Source organism: Bradyrhizobium sp. 956_D2_N1_4 (genome assembly GCF_052076025.1).
GTDB lineage: Bacteria > Pseudomonadota > Alphaproteobacteria > Rhizobiales > Xanthobacteraceae > Bradyrhizobium > Bradyrhizobium barranii.
The window spans coordinates 638,860-660,713 of the sequence record NZ_CP197237.1; the positions used below are offsets into that span (position 1 = coordinate 638,860).

19 protein-coding genes are annotated in these 21,854 nt (G+C 65.7%); 8 read left to right on the forward strand and 11 right to left on the reverse strand.

Translation table 11 applies throughout. The features are described 5' to 3' along the window. The first annotated feature begins 139 nt into the window (after positions 1 to 139). The 5 genes from petA to AB7535_RS03075 all read left to right on the forward strand — a co-directional run bounded on the left by petA (position 140) and on the right by AB7535_RS03075 (position 6,563). Entirely contained in the window at positions 140 to 670 is a 531-nt protein-coding gene (petA, locus tag AB7535_RS03055) for a ubiquinol-cytochrome c reductase iron-sulfur subunit (protein ID WP_063985148.1), read from the forward strand. Positions 671 to 732: 62 nt separating this feature from the next. Continuing rightward, positions 733 to 2,796, forward strand: a complete 2,064-nt coding sequence (gene fbcH / locus AB7535_RS03060; RefSeq protein ID WP_071916174.1) for a cytochrome b/c1 — start codon at positions 733 to 735, stop codon at positions 2,794 to 2,796. A 145-nt stretch (positions 2,797 to 2,941) separates the two neighbouring features. Then, entirely contained in the window at positions 2,942 to 3,616 is a 675-nt protein-coding gene (locus AB7535_RS03065) for a dienelactone hydrolase family protein (protein WP_085402587.1), read from the forward strand. A 232-nt stretch (positions 3,617 to 3,848) separates the two neighbouring features. Continuing rightward, positions 3,849 to 6,014, forward strand: a complete 2,166-nt coding sequence (locus tag AB7535_RS03070) for an anthranilate synthase component I (protein WP_085402520.1) — start codon at positions 3,849 to 3,851, stop codon at positions 6,012 to 6,014. Positions 6,015 to 6,023: 9 nt separating this feature from the next. Beyond that, positions 6,024 to 6,563 carry an adenine phosphoribosyltransferase gene (locus AB7535_RS03075; protein WP_038943444.1) on the forward strand — a complete coding sequence of 180 codons (540 nt, stop codon included), beginning with the start codon at positions 6,024 to 6,026 and terminating at the stop codon, positions 6,561 to 6,563. A 24-nt stretch (positions 6,564 to 6,587) separates the two neighbouring features. Here the strand turns inward: AB7535_RS03075 and AB7535_RS03080 are convergent, their stop codons facing one another. From AB7535_RS03080 to AB7535_RS03120, 9 genes are all read right to left on the reverse strand, one after another. Then, positions 6,588 to 6,920 carry a GIY-YIG nuclease family protein gene (locus AB7535_RS03080; RefSeq protein WP_085402521.1) on the reverse strand — a complete coding sequence of 111 codons (333 nt, stop codon included), beginning with the start codon at positions 6,918 to 6,920 and terminating at the stop codon, positions 6,588 to 6,590. 92 nt (positions 6,921 to 7,012) lie between these two features. Then, positions 7,013 to 7,681, reverse strand: a complete 669-nt coding sequence (locus AB7535_RS03085; protein ID WP_085402522.1) for a hypothetical protein — start codon at positions 7,679 to 7,681, stop codon at positions 7,013 to 7,015. Positions 7,682 to 7,741: 60 nt separating this feature from the next. Then, positions 7,742 to 8,494 carry a hypothetical protein gene (locus AB7535_RS03090; RefSeq protein WP_085402523.1) on the reverse strand — a complete coding sequence of 251 codons (753 nt, stop codon included), beginning with the start codon at positions 8,492 to 8,494 and terminating at the stop codon, positions 7,742 to 7,744. A 194-nt stretch (positions 8,495 to 8,688) separates the two neighbouring features. Continuing rightward, complete coding sequence (locus AB7535_RS03095; RefSeq protein ID WP_085402524.1) at positions 8,689 to 9,891, reverse strand: M48 family metalloprotease; 1,203 nt, start codon at positions 9,889 to 9,891, stop codon at positions 8,689 to 8,691. A 32-nt stretch (positions 9,892 to 9,923) separates the two neighbouring features. Continuing rightward, a complete protein-coding gene (locus AB7535_RS03100) occupies positions 9,924 to 10,484 on the reverse strand; it encodes a LemA family protein (RefSeq protein ID WP_014497379.1) in 561 nt (186 codons plus the stop codon). A gap of 136 nt (positions 10,485 to 10,620) precedes the next feature. After that, the gene (locus AB7535_RS03105) at positions 10,621 to 11,598 is read right to left on the reverse strand and encodes a small ribosomal subunit Rsm22 family protein (RefSeq protein ID WP_085402525.1); all 978 of its coding nucleotides are present in this window, start codon (positions 11,596 to 11,598) and stop codon (positions 10,621 to 10,623) included. A gap of 134 nt (positions 11,599 to 11,732) precedes the next feature. Next, positions 11,733 to 15,197, reverse strand: a complete 3,465-nt coding sequence (gene smc / locus AB7535_RS03110) for a chromosome segregation protein SMC (RefSeq protein ID WP_085402526.1) — start codon at positions 15,195 to 15,197, stop codon at positions 11,733 to 11,735. 218 nt (positions 15,198 to 15,415) lie between these two features. Beyond that, the gene (locus AB7535_RS03115) at positions 15,416 to 16,072 is read right to left on the reverse strand and encodes a DsbA family protein (RefSeq protein ID WP_085402527.1); all 657 of its coding nucleotides are present in this window, start codon (positions 16,070 to 16,072) and stop codon (positions 15,416 to 15,418) included. Between the two features lie 140 nt (positions 16,073 to 16,212). Beyond that, positions 16,213 to 16,704, reverse strand: coding sequence for a DUF721 domain-containing protein (locus AB7535_RS03120; RefSeq protein WP_028150718.1), 492 nt, complete (start codon positions 16,702 to 16,704; stop codon positions 16,213 to 16,215). 128 nt (positions 16,705 to 16,832) lie between these two features. Between AB7535_RS03120 and mutY the strand changes: the two genes are divergently transcribed. Together mutY and AB7535_RS03130 are read left to right on the forward strand one after the other, a co-directional pair. Further along, complete coding sequence (mutY, locus tag AB7535_RS03125) at positions 16,833 to 17,972, forward strand: A/G-specific adenine glycosylase (protein ID WP_085402588.1); 1,140 nt, start codon at positions 16,833 to 16,835, stop codon at positions 17,970 to 17,972. 52 nt (positions 17,973 to 18,024) lie between these two features. Continuing rightward, positions 18,025 to 18,447 (forward strand): PaaI family thioesterase, encoded by a 423-nt coding sequence (locus tag AB7535_RS03130; RefSeq protein ID WP_085402528.1) that lies wholly within the window; start codon positions 18,025 to 18,027, stop codon positions 18,445 to 18,447. Positions 18,448 to 18,708: 261 nt separating this feature from the next. On the opposite strand, the gene AB7535_RS03135 is transcribed toward AB7535_RS03130, so the two are convergent. Then, positions 18,709 to 19,989, reverse strand: a complete 1,281-nt coding sequence (locus tag AB7535_RS03135; protein WP_085402529.1) for a flavin-dependent oxidoreductase — start codon at positions 19,987 to 19,989, stop codon at positions 18,709 to 18,711. A gap of 141 nt (positions 19,990 to 20,130) precedes the next feature. On the opposite strand from AB7535_RS03135, the gene AB7535_RS03140 reads away from it, so the two are divergent. Next, positions 20,131 to 20,751: a glutathione S-transferase family protein gene (locus tag AB7535_RS03140; protein WP_085402530.1), complete on the forward strand. Its 621-nt coding sequence runs from the start codon at positions 20,131 to 20,133 to the stop codon at positions 20,749 to 20,751. Between the two features lie 125 nt (positions 20,752 to 20,876). Here the strand turns inward: AB7535_RS03140 and AB7535_RS03145 are convergent, their stop codons facing one another. Then, entirely contained in the window at positions 20,877 to 21,800 is a 924-nt protein-coding gene (locus tag AB7535_RS03145) for a LysR family transcriptional regulator (RefSeq protein ID WP_085402531.1), read from the reverse strand. Positions 21,801 to 21,854 lie beyond the last annotated feature (54 nt).

Below are 21,854 nucleotides of genomic sequence, written 5' to 3' on the forward strand. Positions count from 1 at the left end.
GCTGTTTTCGCCTTGTTTCGGTGGGGACAAGTGAAGTTCTGCCGCCGCGGGGGGCCGCGGGCGCCGGCACACTGTTTTGGGGACCTTGGGGGCTCCCGGAACGGTTCCGTCGGCAGCATAAGAAGAAAGGGTTGGAATCGTGACGACAGCGTCTTCGGCGGACCATCCGACACGCCGTGATTTCTTATTCGTTGCAACGGGGGCAGCTGCAGCAGTAGGGGGCGCAGCTGCGCTCTGGCCCTTCATCTCTCAAATGAATCCTGATGCGTCGACCATCGCCGCCGGTGCGCCGATCGAGGTCGATCTCAGCCCGGTCGCCGAGGGGCAGGACATCAAGGTGTTCTGGCGCGGCAAGCCGATCTACGTCAGCCACCGCACCAAGAAGCAGATCGACGAGGCGCGCGCCGTCAACGTGGCGAGCCTGCCCGATCCGCAGTCCGACGAGGCCCGGGTCAAGCCGGGCCACGAGCAGTGGCTGGTCGTGATCGGCATCTGCACCCATCTCGGCTGCATCCCGATCGCTCATGAGGGCAATTACGACGGGTTCTTCTGCCCCTGCCATGGTTCGCAGTACGATTCGTCCGGCCGCATCCGCCAGGGGCCCGCGCCCGCGAACCTGCCGGTGCCGCCGTACCAGTTCGTTTCCGACACCAAAATCCAGATCGGCTGAGCTTCGGGCCTTCGCCCGAAGCTTCGCGCCGTCTCGTCGTTATATTTCCTCAGGATCGCATCATGAGCGGACCATCCGACTACCAGCCGAGCAATCCGGCCCTGCAATGGATCGAGCGACGTCTGCCGATCATCGGTCTCGTCCATTCCTCCTTCGTCGTCTATCCCACCCCGCGCAACCTGAATTACTGGTGGACCTTCGGCGCCATCCTCTCCTTCATGCTGGGGATGCAGATCCTGACCGGCGTGGTCCTGGCGATGCACTACACGCCGCACGCCGATCTCGCCTTCAAGTCGGTCGAGCTGATCGTCCGTGACGTCAATTACGGCTGGCTGCTGCGCAACATGCATGCCTGCGGCGCGTCGATGTTCTTCTTCGCGGTCTACGTCCACATGCTGCGCGGTCTCTATTACGGCTCCTACAAGGAGCCGCGCGAGGTGTTGTGGATCCTCGGCGTCATCATCTACCTCCTGATGATGGCGACGGGCTTCATGGGCTACGTGCTGCCGTGGGGCCAGATGAGCTTCTGGGGCGCCACCGTCATCACCAATCTGTTCTCCGCCATTCCCTATGTCGGCGAGAGCATCGTGACACTGTTGTGGGGCGGCTATTCGGTCGGCAACCCGACGCTGAACCGCTTCTTCTCGCTGCACTATCTGCTGCCGTTCCTGATCGCTGGCGTCGTCGTGCTCCACGTCTGGGCGCTGCATGTCGCCGGCCAGAACAATCCTGACGGCGTCGAGCCGAAGACGGAAAAGGACACGGTGCCGTTCACGCCGCACGCGACCATCAAGGACGGGTTCGGAGTCGCCTGCTTCCTGCTGCTCTACGCCTGGTTCATCTTCTACATGCCGAACTATCTCGGCGACGCCGACAACTACATCCCGGCGAACCCGGGCGTGACGCCGCCGCACATCGTGCCGGAATGGTATTACCTGCCGTTCTACGCGATCCTGCGTTCGATCCCGAACAAGCTCGCGGGCGTGATCGGGATGTTCTCGGCGATCATCATCCTGTGCTTCCTGCCCTGGCTCGATGCCGCCAAGACCAGGTCGTCGAAGTACCGGCCGCTGGCCAAGCAGTTCTTCTGGATCTTCGTCGCGGTCTGCATCCTGCTCGGCTATCTCGGCGCGCAGCCGCCGGAAGGCATCTACGTGATCGCCGGCCGGGTCCTGACGGTCTGCTACTTCGCCTACTTCCTGATCGTGCTGCCGCTGCTCTCGCGCATCGAGACGCCGCGGCCGGTGCCGAACTCGATCTCGGAGGCGATCCTGGCCAAGGGCGGCAAGGCGGTGGCTTCGGTCGCCATCGCGCTCGTCGCCGCCGGCGCGCTGTTCCTCGGCAGCCTTCAGGACGCTCGCGCCTCCGAAGGCAGCGACAGGCCGCCGGGCAACAAATGGTCGTTCTCCGGCCCTTTCGGTAAGTACGACCGCGGCGCGCTCCAGCGCGGCCTGCAGGTCTACAAGGAGGTCTGCTCGAGCTGCCATGGCCTGTCCTACATCGCCTTCCGCAACCTCGCGGAAGCCGGCGGCCCCGGCTATTCGGTGGCGCAGGCAGCGGCGTTTGCGTCCGACTACAAGGTCAAGGACGGCCCGAACGATGCGGGCGACATGTTCGAGCGCCCGGGCCGGCCGGCGGACTATTTCCCCTCGCCATTCCCGAACGAGCAGGCGGCCCGTGCGGCGAACGGCGGTGCGGCGCCGCCCGATTTGTCGCTGATCACCAAGGCGCGCTCCTACGGCCGCGGCTTCCCTTGGTTCATCTTCGACTTCTTCACCCAGTACCAGGAGCAGGGCCCGGACTATGTCGCGGCGGTGCTCCAGGGCTTTGAGGACAAGGTGCCTGAAGGCGTCACCATCCCCGAAGGCTCCTACTACAACAAGTACTTCCCGGGCCACGCCATCAAGATGCCGAAGCCGCTCAGCGACGGCCAGGTAACCTATGGCGACGGCTCGCCGACCACGGTCGCGCAATATTCCAAGGACGTCACCACGTTCCTGATGTGGACCGCCGAGCCCCACATGGAAGCGCGCAAGCGCCTCGGCTTCCAGGTGTTCGTGTTCCTGATCATCTTCGCGGGCCTGATGTACTTCACGAAGAAAAAGGTCTGGGCCGACTCCCACTGAGCGGATCGAGACGAAAATGAAGAGGCCCCCGCAAGGGGGCTTTTTTGTTGGACACGAGCGTGTGTTGTTTGGCGCGATTGCCTATCGCTCGCTCAAACGCCAAAATACCGCCAACCGCTCCCCCAGAAACTCATCGGAGGACACCATGGGAACCACCATCACCTTCAAGCGCCCGGACGGCAAGGACGCCTCGGGCTATCTCGCCAACGCCGCGCGCGGCAACGCGCCGGGCGTGGTCGTGATCCAGGAATGGTGGGGCCTGTCGGATCAGATCAAGGGCCTGTGCGACCGCTTTGCGCTCGCCGGCTTCGATGCGCTGGCGCCCGATCTCTACAAGGGCAAGGTGGTGCCGTATCACGACACGGACGCCGCCGGCAAAGAGATGAACTCGCTCGATTTCATGGACGCCACCACGCAGACCGTGCGCGGCGCCACGCAATATCTGTCGCGCAACGGCGCCAAGGTCGGGCTAACAGGCTTCTGCCTCGGCGGCGCCGTCACCATCATCGGCGCGACCAAGATTCCGGAGCTCGCGGCCGGCGTCGTCTTCTACGGCATCCCGCCCGAGCAGGCGGCCAAGCCCGCCGACGTCAAGATCCCGCTCCAGGCCCATTTCGCCAACAAGGACGACTGGTGCACGCCGCAACTGGTCGATGCCTTTGAAAGCGGCATGAAGGCCGCCGGCAAGTCGCTCGAGCTGTTCCGCTATGATGCCGAGCACGCTTTCGTCAACGAGCAGCGCCAAGCCGTGCACGACCGCGAAGCCGCCGAGCTCGCCTGGGGCAGGGCGACGGAGTTTTTCCGGAAGCATCTCGGCTGATCGCCTGGAGCTCGGACGGCGCCCGCCCACCCTTGACGCCGTCCCCGCGCCATGGTGAGTATCCGCCCCATGAGCACCGCCGTCCGCCCAGCCCGTCTTTGGTGGCGCACCTCCTAAAGAGGTGGCCGGTGCGATTTCATTTCTCAAAATCGTCGAAGGTCGCCACGCAGTGCGGCGGCCTGATCGTTTGTCCTGTGTGGCGTTTCCTCGGCAAGTTTCGTAAGAGGACGACATGAACAGGACAGTCTTTGCCCTCCCGGCTCGAAGCGACTACGTGACCCGCGGCGGTCTCGCGATCACGCGTGTGGCGGAGCAGTTCACTGGCGGCGCCAACAGGCTCGACGATCTCATCAACCTGCTCGACCGCCGCCGCGGCGTGGTGCTGTCCTCGGGCACGACCGTGCCCGGCCGCTACGAGAGCTTTGACCTCGGCTTCTCCGACCCGCCGCTCAAGCTCGAGACCACAGGCGTCAATTTCAAGCTGGAAGCGCTCAATGAACGCGGCCAGGTGCTGATCGCCTTCCTCGCAGACGTGCTGCACGAGCCCTGCGTCGTGATCTCCGAGAAGACCGCCACGCGGCTTGCCGGCCACATCATCCGCGGCGATGCGCCGGTCGAGGAAGACCAGCGCACGCGGCGCGCCAGCGTGATGTCGCTGGTGCGCGATCTCGTCGCCGCCTTCTCCGCCAACGATGACGGGCTGCTCGGCCTGTTCGGCGCCTTCGCCTACGACCTCGTGTTCCAGATCGAGGACCTCGTGCAGAAGCGCGCACGCGAGCAGGACCAGCGCGATATCGTGCTCTACGTCCCCGATCGCCTGCTCGCCTACGACCGTGCGACCGGCCGCGGCGTGGTGCTGAGTTACGATTTTGCGTGGAAGGGCAAGTCCACCGAAGGCCTGCCGCGCGAGACCGTCGAGAGCCCGTACCTGAAGACACCGCGCCAGGGCTTTGCCGATCACGCGCCTGGTGAATATCAGGCCACGGTCGAGACCGCGCGCGCGGCTTTCGCGCGCGGCGATCTGTTCGAGGCGGTGCCCGGACAACTCTTCGCCGAGCCCTGCGATCGCTCGCCGGCGGAAGTGTTCCAGCGCCTCTGCGTCATCAACCCGTCGCCCTACGGCGCGCTGATGAATCTCGGCGAGGGCGAGTTCCTCGTCTCCGCCTCGCCGGAAATGTTCGTGCGCTCCGACGGACGCCGCGTCGAGACCTGCCCGATATCAGGGACGATCGCGCGCGGCACCGATGCGATCGGCGATGCCGAGCAGATCCGCCAGCTCCTGAACTCGGAGAAGGACGAGTTCGAACTCAACATGTGCACCGACGTCGACCGCAACGACAAGGCGCGCGTCTGCGTGCCGGGCACGATCAAGGTCTTGGCGCGCCGCCAGATCGAGACCTACTCAAAACTGTTCCACACCGTCGATCACGTCGAGGGCATGCTGCGTCCCGGCTTCGACGCGCTCGATGCCTTCCTTACCCATGCCTGGGCGGTGACGGTGACGGGCGCGCCAAAACTCTGGGCGATGCAGTTCGTCGAGGATCACGAGCGTTCGCCGCGGCGCTGGTATGCCGGCGCGATCGGCGCGGTGAATTTCGACGGCAGCATCAACACCGGCCTCACCATCCGCACCATCCGCATGAAGGATGGTCTCGCCGAGGTGCGCGTCGGTGCCACCTGCCTGTTCGATTCCGATCCCGCGGCCGAAGACCGCGAGTGCCAGGTCAAGGCCGCAGCCCTGTTCCAGGCGCTGCGCGGCGATCCGCCAAAGCCGCTGTCGGCCTTCGCGCCCGATGCGACCGGCTCGGGCAAGCAGGTGCTGCTGATCGATCACGACGACAGCTTCGTGCACATGCTGGCCGATTATTTCCGCCAGGTCGGCGCCGACGTCACCGTGGTCCGCCATGTGCATGCGCTCGACATGCTCAAGCGGAAGAGGTGGGATTTGCTGGTGCTGTCACCCGGACCAGGCAGGCCCGAAGATTTCGGGATCAAGAAGACCATCGATGCGGCGCTGGAGAAGAAGCTGCCGGTGTTCGGCGTCTGTCTCGGCGTGCAGGCGATCGGCGAATATTTCGGCGGGGAGCTCGGTCAACTCACGCATCCCGCGCACGGCCGGCCCTCGCGGGTGCAGGTGCGCGGCGGCCGCCTGATGCGCAATTTGCCGAACGAGATCGTGATCGGCCGCTATCACTCGCTCTATGTCGAGCGCGACAGCATGCCCGAGGTGCTTGATGTCACCGCCAGCACCGAGGACGGTGTCGCCATGGCGCTCGAGCACAAGACGCTGCCGGTTGCCGGCGTGCAGTTCCATCCGGAATCGCTGATGTCGCTCAGCGGCGAGGTGGGCCTGAGGATTGTCGAGAATGCGTTCCGGCTGGATGCGCGCGTTGATTGAGAGGCACCAATGACCTTTGACCACGATCTGAAGGCGAGCGTCCGCACCATCGTCGACTATCCCAAGCCGGGGATCATGTTCCGCGACATCACCACGCTGCTCGCGGATGCGCGCGCGTTCCGCCGCGCGGTCGACGAGCTCGTCAATCCCTGGGCCGGCAACAAGATCGACAAGGTCGCCGGCATGGAGGCGCGCGGCTTCATCATCGGCGGCGCGGTGGCGCATCAGCTCTCCGCCGGCTTCGTGCCGATCCGCAAGAAAGGCAAGCTGCCGCACACCACCGTGCGCATTGCCTACTCGCTCGAATACGGCATCGACGAGATGGAGATGCATGTCGACGCGATCCAGCCCGGCGAGCGCGTCATCCTGGTCGACGATCTCATCGCCACCGGCGGCACCGCGGAAGGCGCGGTGAAGCTCCTCCGCCAAATCGGCGCCAATGTCGTCGCCGCCTGCTTCATTGTCGACCTCCCCGATCTCGGCGGCGCCGCCAAGCTGCGCGCGATGGACGTGCCGGTGCGAACGCTGATGACGTTCGAAGGGCATTGAGCCGCGTCGCCACCCCGGCGATCGTCAGATCGCCTCGGCCTTCAATGCGGACCGCCAATGCAGCATGCGCTCCTTCAGGAGCGCGTTCCTGACGTAGTCAGTCTCCTCATTTTCCAGCCGCTCGCATTCGCCGAACGTCAGGCCCGCCTCGCCATGCGCGTTCCACGCAGCCTGGAGGGTACGGCAGGTGTGGCTGCCCTGGCGGAGCGAGAACCAGATGCGGTTCTGGATGGTCTGCAGGTTCGGCGCCTGGCCGACCCAGGCCTCGCCCGATGCCGCGCAGCGGACGACGTAGATGCCCGCAATGGTCTTGCGCTCCTTGTAGGCGGCGATGGCTGCCTTCCGGTCGATGCTCACGGGGGTGGGACCTTGCTGAGAGGGATACCGATCTCCGCCTCAATAGGCGCGGTCAGCCCCGCAGTCAATATTATCCGGGTAAAATTATCGCCTCAGGAGCTTTGCAGGATCAGGCTGAGCTCGAGCTCGCGGAAGGCGAGGTAGTTCCGCCGGGTCCACTGGTGCAGCTCGGTGGAGGCGTCCTTCTCCTGGCGCAGATAGCCGGTGAAGGAGAAGTTGAGCCGGTCGATATAGGTCTTGAGGAAGCCGGGTAGCGCGGGCAGGCGGAACAGCCGCCCGGTCGCCATCGCGGCCGGCAGCTCGCCGCGCACGATGTGCTCATTGTCCACCGTGATCAGGTTCATCCGCGGGATCTGTCCGCGCAGCATCTCGTGGGCGCGGGCCGAGACGCGGTCGGTGTCGGCGACGAACAGGATCATCGGCGCGACGTGCCGGCGTGCGGCCTCCTTCAACAGGCCGATCTCGTCGGTCATCTTGAAGAACTCGTCGAAGGCGTGGAAGCCGAGGTCGATCACCTTGGCTAGGCCGTCATCGACGATGACGCGGTCCATCAGCTGCATCTTGCCGTAGGTGTCGATCACATCAGCCGTTTCGGTGACCTTCGGCAGATAGTCGAGCAGCGACGGTTCCTTCAGGTTGACGTCGAAGGCCGCGACGTCGCCGTTCTTGAGCAGCAAAAATTCGCTCAATAGCCGCGCCAGCAGCGTCTTGCCGACCTGCGGGCGGGGCGAGCAGATGATGTAAAGGGGCGTCGCGGGCATCGACAGCTATATCAGGCGAACTCACCGTCCAATCCAGCCGTATCCGCCCGGGCTCTGCAACTATTTTTCGCTGTTGCGGGTGGCGGGCTTCGAACCGACGATGTCGGTCAGCCGGATCCGGTCGAACTCGCTCCAGACATTCGCCAGCCAGTGGCGGACATAGCCGCGCAGCACGAAGGAATAGTTCGCGGCTTCGTCGTTGATGCCCTTGTTGGCGACGAATTTCAGGAACGGGACGGAGGACACTTCGACCTGCTCATAGGCCATTTCGTTGAGCTTGGGGATGGTCAGCTCGGTCGCGTCCTTGATGCGGTGGAAGTAGGAATTGTAGGTCGCCTGGTCCCACTGGAAGAACTGGGTGTCGTTGATGAAGTTCTTCACCAGGAAATATTTTGCGCCGCCCATGAAGCCTGCGGTCTCGGCGATTTCGTCGAGCGACGCGATCGAGGGGCCCAGGATGTGGAACACCGCGAAGGTGATCTGGCCGGCCTTGGCTGCGTCGAGGAAGCCGATGTCGCGCAGCGAGGCCAGCGCCGGCGAGAGCAGGCCGGCGCGGACGTCGATCACGGTCACCGACGGGCTCGCCGCGTTGAGCGTGTCGAAGATCTTCATCTGGTCCGAGGTCGTCATCATGTCGACGATCTCGGTGATCTCGGGGTGAAAGCGCTTCAGGGTTCCGCGCGGCGACTCCGTGTCGAAGGCGCGCGTCGGTACGTTGTTGGCGGAAAAATAATCGAGCAAGGTGCGCGACACCGTGGTCTTGCCCACCCCGCCCTTGTCCGCGCCCACCACAACCACTGCCGGCTTTGCCATTGCTGTCCCCTAACGCGCCCTCCGATTGCGCCTTGCAATCGGTCGGGCCCCAAATCGATGTCCCAAGTCTGCTGTTGGGCGCGAACATGGCAGAAACAAGGGAGAATTCAAATCCTCGGCCTCTGGTTGTGGCAATTTCCGAGGTTTTTCCCAATCGCAACGCAACCCTTCGCAAGTCGCTTAAAATCCCGCCCTTAACGACGGCCCCATGGACCCATCGGATTGCCGGCTGCAGTTCCGGAGGGGGCGGGCACGGGCGGTGGACCGGCCGAGCTGCCTGCATCGTCCCAAGGCCCCTGGCGCAACGGCGGCGGGCCGTCCTGCCGCTTCACCTGTGCCTCAGGCTCGTCCGCCTCGTCGGGCGGCGGCAGCGGGCCGGGATCATGGCCGCCGGCGAACTTGACCAGCGCGTCGACCCGGGACTGCACCGAGGGATGGGTCGCGAACAAATCGGCAAAGCCCTCGCGCGGATTGTCGACGCAGAGCTCCATCACCGCCGAAGTCGCGCCCGGCAGCTCGCCGCGGTTCTCGATCTTGCGCAGCGCCGAGATCATGGCGTCCGGATCTTTCGTCAGCTCGACGGAGCCTGCGTCGGCGAGATATTCGCGCGAACGCGACAGCGCGAGCTTCACCACCTGCGACAACAGCCACGCCACCACGATCAGCACGACCGCGATGATGATCACGATCACCGCGCCGCCGCCGGAGCTCTTGCTGTCGCTCGACGACGAGGACGATCGCGACGATGAGGACGAGCCCGACGACCACGAGCCGCCGGAGCCGGAGCTCCAGTTGAAGCTCGTGAACAGGCGGAAGAACAACTCGCCGAAGAAGCCGACCACGCCGGCGATGATGACGGCGACGACCATGAGCTGGACGTCGCCGTTCTTGATGTGGGTCAGCTCGTGGCCCAGCACCGCCTCGATCTCCTTGTCATCAAGCGCATTGAGGAGACCCGTGGTCACGGTGATCGAATATTGCCGCGGATTGAGGCCGGTCGCGAACGCGTTCAGCGCCGGGCTCTCCATGATCTTCAGCTTCGGCATGGTGATGCCGCGCGAGATGCAGAGGTTTTCGAGCAGATTGTAGAGTCGCGGCTCTTCCTGCCGGGTGACGTCGTGGCCGCCGGTCACGGCATCGATCATTGACTGGTGGAAGAAATAGGCGATGACGATCCAGACCGCCGCCGCGATCGTCGCGAACGGCGCGGCGACGATGAGGTCGTGGAAAGCGCGGCTCAGATAGTAGGCGACAGTGCCATTGCTGTTGATGACGACTTCCGCGACCAGCGCGCCGGCATAGACCAGCACGTAGACCAGCATGAACAGGCCGGCGAGCAGCAGCATCGAACGAAACTTGTTCGAGGCGATGTGCGTGTAGAGACCATACGCGGCCATGACGCGATGCCCTGCCGGCCTATCGGCTCAACTCAGAACTTCACCTGCGGAGTGGCCTCGACTTCGGTGCGGCTGGCGCCGAGATCGAAGAAGTCCTTCTTGGTGAAGCCGAACATGCCGGCGAACAGGGCGGCGGGCATCTGCTGGATGCCGGTGTTGTACTCCTGGACCGCGTTGTTGAAGAAGCGGCGGCTCGCCGCGATCTTGTTCTCGAGGTCGGAGAGCTCACTGGCGAGCTGCTGGAAGTTGGCGTTGGCCTTGAGGTCCGGATAGGCCTCCGACAGCGCGATCAGCCGGCCGAGCGCGCCGGAGAGCTGGTTCTCGGCGGCGGATACCTGTGCCGGTCCCTGCGCCGACATCGCCGAGTTGCGCGCCTTGATGACGTCGTCGAGCGTGCCACGCTCATGCGAAGCATAGCCCTTCACCGTCTCGACCAGGTTCGGGATCAGATCGTGGCGCTGCTTGAGCTGCACGTCGATGTCGGCAAAGGCCTGGCCGACGCGCTGGCCCAGCGCCACCAGCCGGTTGTAGGCGCTGAACGCCAGGAACACGAGGACGACGATGACGCCGAGAACGATCCAGCCGGTCGACATGGAGAACTCCTGAAGGGGGAAGCAGGCGGGCGCAGCCTAGACCAAATTGGCACAGGACGAGAGCCCGGCGCAGAGGAAGGTAAGACTTGGTCGAATGGGGAACCATCCGAGTTCAAGGCAAAAGCGTCCGACGAAGTTAACTTTCGGCAATGACCGCGTCGCCCCAGCGCCAGCGCCGGGCGCTTGCATAGCCGGCCTTGTCGCGCCGCGGGACCTTGGTGATAGCGAGGCCGCCCTCCGTGCAGAGCTTTGCGGTGATCTCGGCTTTGCCGACATCCGGCGGCGCCAGCACGCGCGCGGCACGTGTTGCGGGCGCTGTCCGGGTCAGGGCGGTGTAGATGAAGCGCTCGTCCTCGAACGGCACGTCGGCGCCCTTGATCTGCCGGTGCGCCTGCGAGCGCGGCAGGCGTTGGCTGAAATGGCACCAGTCGGGCGCTACGAGGGGGCAGGGTTTTTCGTGCGGGCAGGGCGCGGCGACGTAGGCACCTAGCGCGATCAGCTGCTGGCGCAGCGCGAGGATGCGCGCGTAGCCGGCCGGTGTGCCGGGCTCGATCACGACCAGCGCGTGGCGTGCTTTCGCCCACATCGTTTCCGAAAGCTTGCGCTGATCGGTCTCGCTGAGCTCGCCGATGACGTAGCTCGCGACGACGAGATCGGCTTGCGAGACCTCGGCGAGATTGGCACCGGCGTCGCCCGGCAGATAGCGGCAATCGGCGAGACGTGTGCTGTCATGCGCCAGTTCGAGCGCGAGACGGCTGAGGGTGGCGTTGGCGTCGAGCAGGGTAAAATCCTGCAGCGACGGAAAGGCCTCAGCAGCGGCCCAGCTCGCGGTGCCCGGGCCTGCGCCGACGTCGAGCAGGGTTTCCGGGGCGAGGTCCGGCGCCATCTCGGTCAGCGCATTCAGGCTGGCGGCCACGGCCGCATAGGTCGCTGGCATCCGCGCCAGCGCGTAGGCGAGCGCATCGGCCTCCGACTTGATGGTGCCGGAGGTGCCGCCTGCGCGATAGGCGGTCGAGATTTTTTGCGAGCGCTGTGCGGCGTCGGTGCGGGAGAAGCCCTGAAGCTTGCCGTCGAGGGCGGCTTTCAGTTCGGCGGGGAGGGTGGGTGAGATCATTTTCTCATCGTCATGCCCCGCGTAGGCGGGGCATCCAGTATTCCGAGACGGCGCCGTGAACCGAGAGGCCGCGGCGTACTGGATCATCCGCTTTCGCGGATGATGACGTCAATAGGTGTGGAACGACCGGAGGCTCACGCCACGTTCTGGTCGAGAATGTCCACCGCCTCTGACAGGCTCACCGACACCAGTTGCGAGACGCCGCGCTCGGCCATGGTGACGCCGAACAGCCGGTTCATCCGCGCCATCGTGATCGGGTTGTGTGTGATGATGATGAAGCGGGTGTCGGTCGAGCTGGTCATCTCGTGCAGCAGGTTGCAGTAGCGCTCGACGTTGTGGTCGTCGAGCGGTGCGTCGACTTCGTCCAGCACGCAGATCGGCGAGGGGTTGGTGAGGAACACCGCGAAGATCAGCGCCATCGCGGTCAGCGCCTGCTCGCCGCCCGAAAGCAGCGACAGCGTCTGCGGCTTCTTGCCCGGCGGCTTTGCGATGATCTCGAGACCGGCTTCGAGCGGGTCGTCGCTCTCGATCAGGTGCAGCGCGGCCTCGCCGCCGCCGAACAGCTCGACGAACAGGCGCTTGAAGTGGTTGTTGACGACCTCGAACGAGGTCAGGAGCCGCTCGCGCGCTTCCTTGTTGAGGCTCTGGATGCCCTGGCGCAGCCGCTTGATGGCTTCGACGAGGTCATCGCGCTCGGTGACGAGGCCGGTGTGCTGGGTCTCGACCTCGCGCAGCTCTTCCTCGGCGCGCAGGTTCACCGCACCCAGGCGCTCGCGGTCGCGGCGCATCTTTTCGAGGTCTTCCTCGATGTCGTGCAGCGGCGGCAGCTCGGCGCCGGGCTCGATCTCGGCGAGGCCGGCAACGGCCTGCGGCTCGACCTCCAGCATGTCGCGGATCTCGCGCTCGATGTCCTCGAGCCGGCGCCGTGCGCCTTCCATGCGCTCCTCGGCGCGGGCGGTTGCTTCGCGGGAGCTCGACAGCGCTTCGAGTGTCAGCTTGGCGACGCGATCGGTTTCGGCCATCGCGGTCTCGGCCGAGGCGAGCGCGTCGGCGGCCATGCGGCGGTCGTTTTCCGCGTATTCGATCTCGGTGATCAGCGCGCTGCGCTTCTCGGCGAACACGGCGGGCGCGTTTTCGAGATCGCTGCGCTCGATCGAGACCTCGGTGATGCGGGTCTGGATGGTGTCGATGTGTGAGGCCGCACTCTCCTTGCGGTTCTGCCACTCGGTGCGCTCGGCGAGGATCGCCTGCACGCGGCGGTCGGCGAGCTCCGCTTCGCGCGCCAGCGCCTGCGCCTCGGCGCGGACCTGGGCGGCCATGCGGCGATGGCCTTCGATGTCGCTGCGGACGGCGGCGAGACGGGTCTCCGTGTCCTCGCTCGACGGCAGCTCGGTGATGCCGGCCTCGGCATATTCGTACGCGGCCTCGGCCTCGGCGCGGTCGGCGGCGAGGCGGCTATGGGCTTCCGACAGCGTCGCCTTGCGCGCGGCGCGGCGGCTGATCTCGCGTTCGGCCGTCGCATGGCGCTCACGCGCGACGTTGAGCTCGCGCTGGGCGGCGCGCCAGGCCTCGCGGCTCGCACCTTCGGTGCTGGCGGCCATCTGCAGCTCGGACTCGGCGTTCTCCAGCGCCTGACGCTTGATCTGCGCGTCGATGCGGGCCTGCTCCAGCTCGTTCTCGATGTCGACGAGGCGGGCGCGCTCGGCGAGGCGCCGTGCCGCACCGGTCGGGGCGTGGGCCGCGGCGACAAAGCCGTCCCAGCGCCAGACGTCGCCTTCGGGCGAGACCAGCCGCTGGCCGGTCTTGAGCTGCGAGACCAGTTCGGCGCCCCGCTCGCGCGGCACCACGCCGATCTGCGCCAGGCGGCGCGCCAGCTCGGCGGGCGCCTGAACGTGGCTCGCGAGCGGCACGACGCCCTCGGGCAGCTCCGGATCGCCGTCGGTCACGCCGGCATTGGTCCAGCGCATCGGCGCGGACGGATCGACCGGCGCGTCGAGATCGTCGCCGAGCGCGGCACCGATCGCCTTCTCAAAGCCCTTGTCGACGGTGATGCCGTCGATGATCGGCGGCCACAGATTCTTGGTCTCGCCGTTGACGATCTTGGAGATCGTGCGCGCCTCGGTATCGAGGCGCTGCACGCGCTTGTCGGCTTCGACGAGCGGCGAGCGTGAGGATTCCAGCGTCTGGCGCGCGGCAACATGCGCAGCTTCGCTGGCCTGGGCCGCGGCTTCCGAAGCGGCAAGGGTCTGCTCCGCGTTCTCGACCGTTGCGGTCAGCTCGTCGAGATCGCCGAAGCCGCCGGTCTCGTCGGCAAGCTTCTGCTCCTCGGCCGCGACGTTCGAAATCTCCTGGTCGAGCCGGGCGAGCTTGTCGCGGTGGGTGCGGACATTGGCTTCGAGCTGGTTGCGCTTGGCGGTGAGGTCGGCAAGCGCCGTGGTGAGCTCGGCGAACTGGTGCTCGGTTTCGGTCAGCACCGCCTCGGCTTCGCCGACGCGCTCGTCGACGCCGGAGCGCTTCTCGACCCGCGACTTGATCTCTTCCTTCAGCTCGGCGTCTTCGGTGTCGAGCCGCTGGAGCGCGACGTCGGCGTCCATGGTCTGCTGCTGGGCGCGCGAGATGTCGCCCTCGAACTGGGCGAGGCGCCGCTCTAGCTCGGCGACGCGCTCCTTGGCGCGCTCTTCCTCGCGGTCGAGCAGTTCGCGTGCATTGGTCAGGCGCTGCAGCCCGGCCGCGGCGCGCGCTTCGGCATCGCGCAGCGCCGGCATTTCGGTGGCGCGGATCGCCTGGATGCGGGCGGCTTCGGCCTGGTGCTGGGTGCGCTCGGCCATTTCGCGAACCGCGAGATCATGGGTCTGGCCGGATTCGTTGACGTCGGCATGCGCGCCGATCCAGCGCAGGTGGAACAGCGTGGCTTCCGCCTTGCGGACCTTGGCCGCGACCTCGCGATAGCGCACGGCCTGGCGGGCCTGCTTCTTCAGGCCTTCCATCTGGCCGGCGAGCTGGCCGATCACGTCCTCGACGCGGGTGAGGTTGGTTTCGGCGGCTTTCAGCCGCAACTCGGCCTCGTGGCGGCGGGCGTGCAGGCCGGCGACGCCGGCAGCGTCTTCCAGCACGCGGCGGCGCTGCTCGGGCTTGGCCTGGATGATCTCGCCGATCTTGCCCTGGTGGACGAGGGCGGGCGAGCGCGCACCGGTGGCGGCGTCCGCGAACAGGATCTGCACGTCGCGCGCACGCACGTCGCGGCCGTTGATGCGATAGACCGAGCCCGCCTCGCGCTCGATGCGGCGGGAGATTTCGAGCAGCTGGCTGTCGTTCATCGCCGCCGGCGCGGTGCGATCGGTGTTGTCGATCGTCATCGTCACTTCGGCGTGGTTGCGCGCAGGACGGTTGCCGGAGCCGGCGAAGATCACCGCGTCCATGTCGGCCGCGCGCAGCGACTTGTACGAGGTTTCGCCCATCGCCCAGCGCAGCGCCTCGACGAGATTCGACTTGCCGCAGCCGTTGGGTCCGACCACGCCGGTCAGGCCGGGCTCGATGACGAAGTCGGTGGCCTCAACGAAGGACTTGAAGCCGTGAAGGCGCAGGCGGGTGATTTTCATAAGCACGCATCTCTGTTGGCAGGCGCGAATCCCCCTGCCGGGACAATACCATGGAAGGCAATGTCACTCTCTGGGTGAGTCGCGCGAGGCGCCTCATGCGGTCGGACAATGGCCGCGGTGCGCCGCGAGGGCAACCGGCGAAAACCGCTTTTCCCAAGGGATTTATGCCGGGAAAGATACGGCTTTCGAGATGCGAATCAGGCGTTGAGCGGGGAAAATCAGCTCTTCAGCAGCGGATTGATCTTCTTGGCGAATTCATCGAACGAGGCTTCGCCCTTGATCTTCTCGCCGTTGATGAAGAACGTCGGCGTCGAATCCACCTTCAGAACGTCGCTGGCGTACTTCTGGTCGGCGGCGATCTTGTCGAGCAGCGCCTGGTCCTTCAGGCAGGCCTCGACCTGCTGCTGGGTGAGGCCGGCCTGCTTGCCGATCCGCGTCAGGGTCTCGGTGGTGTTCTTCAGCACCCAATCGTTCTGCTGGCGGAACAGCATGTCGGTGACCGCGAAATATTTCGACGCGTCGTCCTTGGCGATGCAGCGCGACAGCATCGAGCCGGCGGCGGCCTTGATGTCGAGCGGGAACTCGCGGAAGATGTAACGCACCTTGCCGGTGTCGATGTATTCCGACTTGATCTTGGGGAACACCTGCTCGTTGAACGCCGCACAATGCGGGCAGGTCATCGAGGCATATTCGGTGATGGTGACGGGGGCGTCCTTGGCGCCGAGTGCCATGTCGGGCAGCGACACGGGCTTGGCCACATCGGCGGCCGACTGCGCCATCGCCTCGGAGATGAACCGCAGCGGCGACAGCCCGGCGAGCGCGGCAAGACCGGTCAGCGACAGCATCGTGTTGAAGGCGCGGCGGGTGATGATCAAGGTCGGCTCCCGGATTGGTGTGGTCTCGCCCCAAGGTTCTTATCAAAGTTCCCGTTCAGGCGGCCTGTCGCTAGCTTGAAACGTAGTTCGAGGCAATGGCGAGCGACAGGGACGGGTTCAGATTACCGGCGGAATGAGGCTCAATTTCGCTTGATGGCGGCCCCGAGCCGCGCCAGCGCTGTCTTCAATTCTTCATCTTCGATGTCCCCCAGGCTCTCCGCCACCTTGGCCACCGATTTGGGATCCGGCGGACCGGGCCGGACCGGCGGCCGGGCGCGCGACAGGGGGGCCTGGCGGAAGGCGAGCTTGCCGACCGCGCTCCAGCCGAAGAAGCGATTGACCCGCTCCAGGATCACGTCGGCGGAGTGCTGGATCTCCAGCGCCATCGGCCCCTCGACCCGCAGCACCAGGGTCGCCGGCTCCTGCGGCTGGCCCTCGACCGGCCGCGGCCATTGCATCTTCAAAGGCTCGGCATGGGCCGCAATCTCCGGCCCGGCAATCTGCGCCCATCGGGTCACCAGCTCGCGCGCCGCAAAACCCTGCTTGGCATAGGCCTCGGCAAAGACGTCGTTGAGCAGCAGCGACAGCGGCTTGGCGCTGATGGGACCGGGTCTGGGAGGGAATTTGGACATGGACCCTTATAGCACCTTGGAGCGCAGGCCTCACCATTGGGGAGCGTTCCGCGAAGAAAGACGTGGATGCCCGCGACGAGCGCGGCCATGACGTGGAGAGGCCGGCGCGTTGCCGCTACAGTGAGGGCATGAGCCCCAAATCGGCACTAATGGCCAAGTCGGAACCAATTCAGTCGGAGGCATCGGCTCGCCCAACGCTGTTGCTCGCCTGGTACGACCGCCATCGCCGCCGTCTGCCATGGCGCGCGATGCCCGGCGAGACCTCGGACCCTTACCGCGTCTGGCTATCGGAGATCATGCTCCAGCAGACCACCGTGAAAGCCGTCGGCCCCTATTTCGAAAAGTTCGTCGCGCGCTGGCCGGATGTCACGGCGCTGGGCCGGGCGTCGCAGGATGACGTGCTGCGGATGTGGGCCGGGCTCGGCTATTACTCCCGCGCGCGCAATCTCCATGCCTGCGCGGTGGCCGTGACGCGCGAGCACGGCGGTGTGTTTCCGGACACGGAAGAGGGGCTGCGCGCGCTGCCGGGCATCGGGCCCTATACGGCGGCCGCGATCGCCGCGATCGCGTTCGACCGCCGCACCATGCCTGTTGACGGCAACATCGAGCGCGTGGTGTCGCGCCTGTTCGCCGTCGAGGAGGAGCTGCCGCAGGCCAAGCCGCTGATCCAGCAACTGGCGGCGACGCTGCTTGCGGACGCTCGCGCCGGCGACGAGACGTCTCGTGCTGGCGACAGCGCGCAGGCGCTGATGGATCTGGGCGCCTCGATCTGCACGCCGAAGAAGCCGGCCTGCTCGCTCTGTCCGCTCAATGAGGATTGCACCGCGCGTGCGCTGGCGACGCAGGAAACGTTTCCGCGCAAGGCGCCGAAGAAGAGCGGAACGTTGCGGCGCGGGGCTGCCTTCGTCGTGACGCGCGGCGGCGAGCTGCTGGTCCGCTCGAGGCCCGAAAAAGGCCTCCTTGGCGGCATGACCGAGGTGCCGGGCTCGGACTGGCTGGCCGGCCAGGAGGACGCGACGGCGAAGCAGCAGGCACCGGACCTGAAGGGGCTGTCGCGCTGGCAGCGCAAGGTGGGCGTCGTCACCCACGTCTTCACGCATTTTCCGCTGGAGCTGGTGGTCTACACGGCGAAGGCCGAAGCGCGTACGCGCGCGCCCGAGGGCATGCGCTGGGTGCCGATCGCGACCCTCGCCGGTGAAGCGCTGCCCAACGTCATGCGCAAGGTGATCGCACACGCGCTGGACCCTTCAAGGGCCCCACCTTCCTGACAGCACGCTGGCAGCAGCGCTACGCTATCAGCGCCCGATACGGAGGCTGCCAATGGTCAAGACCGCACTCAACAACTTTCCAAGGCCGCCCTGCGCCGAGCTGCTCGGATGGCGCCTGCTCGATGCCCGTCCGGAGGAGGGCTGGATCAGGCTCGCCTTCGAGGGCAAGCCCGAGTTCTGCAATCCGGCGGGCTTCATCCAGGGCGGCATGCTCTCTGCCATGCTCGACGACACCATGGGGCCGGCCGTGCTGGTGATGAGCGAGGGCCGGCTCTACACCACCACGATCAGCATGACCGTGAATTTCCTCAGCCCCGCAAGGCCCGGCCCGATCATCGGTGAGGCCAGGGTGACGCAACTCGGCAAGACGATTGCGTTCGTCGAGGCGAAGCTGATGGCGGAAGACGGCACGGTGCTGGCGACGGCGAGCGCCAGCGAGCGGCTGCTGGAGGCGGCGAGGGTGGTGGGGAAATAGTCGAGCCGCGCATTCCTCTTCCCTTCTCCCCTTGCGGGAGAAGGTGGCATAGGCGGCCTTCGGGCCGCCGTTCTTAAGAGAACGCCGAAGCGAAGCTTCGGCTATGGCGCCGGATGAGGGGTTTCTCTCCGCGAACTCAAATGCGAGTTGGACTCGCGGAGACGGACCCCTCACCCAAGCGAGTGTATGTTTGCCAGTGGTGCTGCCCTCTCCCGCAAGGGGCGAGGGCACATTAATGCGCATCTCGCTTCTTGCGCGAGCTCACGCTCCCATCCGCTTTGCATCCGCGCTCACGATCGGCGGCTTCGCATTCAGCGCCTCGACCTGGAAGCCGGCGACGCGCTTGTAGTTTGCGGCGATGTCTTCCAACTCCTGCTGCGACAGCACGTCGGTGACGATGTCGTAGCCGTCGGGCGCGCGCTCCTCGACGAGCTGCATCACCTGCTCGGGGCCGTTCTTGCGGTTGAGCAGGACGAGGTCGGTGGTCGCAGGCCTCCGCTCGGCCTCATAGGCGAGCAGCGCCGCGGTCGTCGGGCCATGCGCCAGGATCTCGCGGGTGATGGTGCGGGCATCGAGGATCGCCTGCGAGGCGCCGTTCGAGCCGATCGGGTACATCGGATGCGCGGCGTCGCCCATCAGCGTGACGCGGCCGAAGGTCCATTGCGACACCGGATCGCGGTCGACCAGCGGATATTCGTAGGCGTGCGGGCAGTTCTTGATCAGGCCGGGCACGTCCAGCCAGTCGAACTGCCAGCTCTCGAACCAGGGCAGAAACTCCTCCAGGCGCGCCGTGCGGTTATAGTCCTCGCGCCGCCACTGATAGGTCGGCGGCATGTGGCGCTCGGCAACCCAGTTGATCAGATGGTTGCCCGCCGCATCGGGCGCCTTCGAAATCGGATAGCAGACGAATTTCAGGATCTCGTGCCCGGCCATGATCATGGTGCGGCCGGTGAGGAAGGCTTTTGACGGCGTGACGCCGCGCCAGAGGATGCGGCCATTCCAGATCGGTGGTCCCTCCTGCGGATAGAGCTTTTCTCGCACGGCGGAATGGATACCGTCGGCGGCGATCAGGATCGCGCCGTCGTAACTGCCGGCAGCCTTGCCGGTCGCCCTGTCGATGAAGTCGGCGCGCACGCCGTTTTCCGTCTCGGTCCAGCCGGTCAGATGGTGGCCGGTCAAGATATTCTCGCGGCCGAGCCGCTCGATCGCGGTGTCGAGCAGGAGCTGCTGGAGGGTGCCGCGATGGATCGAGAATTGCGGCCATTTGTAGCCGGCTTCCAGCCCGCGCGGCTCGCTCCAGATCGGCTTGCCGTGCTTGGAGAAATAGGCGAGTTCGCAGGTCCGCACGCCGCTGGCGTCCAGTCTGTCCATCAGCCCGAGCTCGATCAGCTCGCGCACGGCATGCGGCAGCACGTTGATGCCGACGCCGAGTGGCTTCAGCTCGGCGACGCTCTCGAACACTTTTACGGGAACGCCGATTCCGTGCAGGCTGAGCGCAAGCGTCAGCCCGCCGATGCCGCCACCGGCGATGAGTACCGTCATGACAAAACCCCTCCGATTGCGGGCGTCTTGGCACAGGCGGGCGGCGGTGGGCAACTGCGAAGAGCAAAAGCACGGAGAACGTCGTGCTATGGACCTTGGGGACGACAGCCGTTAACTTCCAGCTTTCCCATGAGGTCCGACATGTTCAAGCTCTACTACGCCACCGGCACCTGCGCGCTCGCCACTTACATCACCCTGGAAGAGGCCGGTGCCGACTACACGGCCGAGCGGCTGAGCTTCAAGACCAACCAGCAGAACAGCCCGGATTACCTCGCGATCAACCCGAAGGGCCGCGTGCCCGCGCTGGTGACCGATCGCGGCGTGCTGACCGAGACGCCCGCGATGCTGGCCTATGTCGCGCAGACCTTCCCCAAGGCGAAGCTCGCGCCGCTCGACGATCCCTTCGATTTCGCCCGGGTGCAGTCGTTCAACTCCTATCTCTGCTCGACCGTGCACATCAACCATGCCCACAAGATGCGCGGCGCGCGCTGGGCTGCCGAGGAGAGCTCGTTCGCCGACATGAAGGCGATGATTCCGAAGACCATGGGCGCCTGCTTCTCCCTGATCGAACAGAAGATGTTCAAGGGACCGTGGGTGATGGGCGAGCAGTACACAATCTGCGACCCCTATCTCTATACCCTGTCGACCTGGCTCGAAGGCGACAGCGTCGACATCAACGCCACGCCGAAGATCGCCGACCACTTCAAGCGCATGTCCGACCGTCCCGCCGTGCGCAAGGTGATGGACGCGCAGAAGGCGTAGGAACGTAGCTCTCGTAGGGTGGGTTAGACGAGCAGATGCGCGAAGCGTATCTGCTCGGCGTAACCCACCTCTGTTTGTCTCCGCAGATGCAAAAGTTAGTGGATTACGCCTTCGGCTAATCCACCCTACGATAGCTTGCGCTTGGCTTGCTCCAATTCACGTCCCGTCTCCAGCATCAGTCGCCGCAGCCAGATCGAGCCGGGGTCCATCTGCGCGCGGGTCGGATGGAACATGAACTGCTCGTCGATCCCGGGGTCGAGCGGCGGCGTCACCGTGACGAGGCCGAGCTGCTTCGACAGCGCGGCGATCAGCCGGCGCGGCACGAAGGCGACGAGGTCGGTGCGGGCGGCGACGTGCAGCGCTTCGAGATAGCCTGACACCACCAGCGAAATGTGTCGCTCGATGCCCTTGGTGCGCAGCCAGGTGTCGATCAAATCCTCGCTGCTGCCGCGGATGATCACGCCGACATGGCGTGCGGCCAGGAACGTCTCGCGCCGCTTCAGCTTCGCAGCCATGGGATGGCCGCGCCGCACCGCCAGCGCGTCGCTGTCGGTGTAGAGCAGCTGGCGGTGAAAACCCTTGAAGGCGTTGCCGATCGAGATCACGAGATCGATGGTGCGGGCGAATTCTGCGTGGAAGATCGTCGACCCTCGCCAAGGCACGACGTCGATGCGGACGTTGGGGGCGGCCTGGGTGACTTTCTCCATCAGGGGCGGCATCAGCAGCTCGACCGCGAGATCAGGCATCATCAGGCGGAATTGCCGCTCGCTGCGCGCGGCGTCGAAGTCGTCAGGTATGAACAGCCCGCGCACCTGGTCGAGCGCCTGGGCCAGCGGCGCGCGGAGCGCTTGCGCCCGCGGCGTCAGCTCCATGCGCGCGCCGGTGCGCACCAGCAACGGATCGCCGAAGATGTCGCGCAGGCGTTGCAACGCATGGCTCGTGGCCGGCTGCGACAGCCCGATCCGAAGCGCGGCCCGGCTGACATTGGCCTCGCGCAGCAGCGCGTCGAGCGCGGTCAGGAGATTGAGGTCAAGCGAATTCAAATTCATGAGGCGAATAGATATCATATCCACTATCGATTTGAAGAATTCTTATCCGGCAGG

Bases quoted from the DNA above. Each gene is read 5' to 3' on its own strand.
- AB7535_RS03145 (WP_085402531.1), bottom strand. From the start codon at position 21,800: ATGAATTTGAATTCGCTTGACCTCAATCTCCTGACCGCGCTCGACGCG.
- smc (WP_085402526.1), bottom strand. From the start codon at position 15,197: ATGAAAATCACCCGCCTGCGCCTTCACGGCTTCAAGTCCTTCGTTGAG.
- AB7535_RS03075 (WP_038943444.1), top strand. From the start codon at position 6,024: ATGACCTTTGACCACGATCTGAAGGCGAGCGTCCGCACCATCGTCGAC.
- AB7535_RS03135 (WP_085402529.1), bottom strand. From the start codon at position 19,989: ATGACGGTACTCATCGCCGGTGGCGGCATCGGCGGGCTGACGCTTGCG.
- fbcH (WP_071916174.1), top strand. From the start codon at position 733: ATGAGCGGACCATCCGACTACCAGCCGAGCAATCCGGCCCTGCAATGG.
- AB7535_RS03090 (WP_085402523.1), bottom strand. From the start codon at position 8,494: ATGGCAAAGCCGGCAGTGGTTGTGGTGGGCGCGGACAAGGGCGGGGTG.
- AB7535_RS03070 (WP_085402520.1), top strand. From the start codon at position 3,849: ATGAACAGGACAGTCTTTGCCCTCCCGGCTCGAAGCGACTACGTGACC.
- AB7535_RS03105 (WP_085402525.1), bottom strand. From the start codon at position 11,598: ATGATCTCACCCACCCTCCCCGCCGAACTGAAAGCCGCCCTCGACGGC.
- AB7535_RS03140 (WP_085402530.1), top strand. From the start codon at position 20,131: ATGTTCAAGCTCTACTACGCCACCGGCACCTGCGCGCTCGCCACTTAC.
- AB7535_RS03095 (WP_085402524.1), bottom strand. From the start codon at position 9,891: ATGGCCGCGTATGGTCTCTACACGCACATCGCCTCGAACAAGTTTCGT.
- AB7535_RS03085 (WP_085402522.1), bottom strand. From the start codon at position 7,681: ATGCCCGCGACGCCCCTTTACATCATCTGCTCGCCCCGCCCGCAGGTC.
- mutY (WP_085402588.1), top strand. From the start codon at position 16,833: ATGAGCCCCAAATCGGCACTAATGGCCAAGTCGGAACCAATTCAGTCG.
- AB7535_RS03130 (WP_085402528.1), top strand. From the start codon at position 18,025: ATGGTCAAGACCGCACTCAACAACTTTCCAAGGCCGCCCTGCGCCGAG.
- AB7535_RS03065 (WP_085402587.1), top strand. From the start codon at position 2,942: ATGGGAACCACCATCACCTTCAAGCGCCCGGACGGCAAGGACGCCTCG.
- AB7535_RS03100 (WP_014497379.1), bottom strand. From the start codon at position 10,484: ATGTCGACCGGCTGGATCGTTCTCGGCGTCATCGTCGTCCTCGTGTTC.
- AB7535_RS03120 (WP_028150718.1), bottom strand. From the start codon at position 16,704: ATGTCCAAATTCCCTCCCAGACCCGGTCCCATCAGCGCCAAGCCGCTG.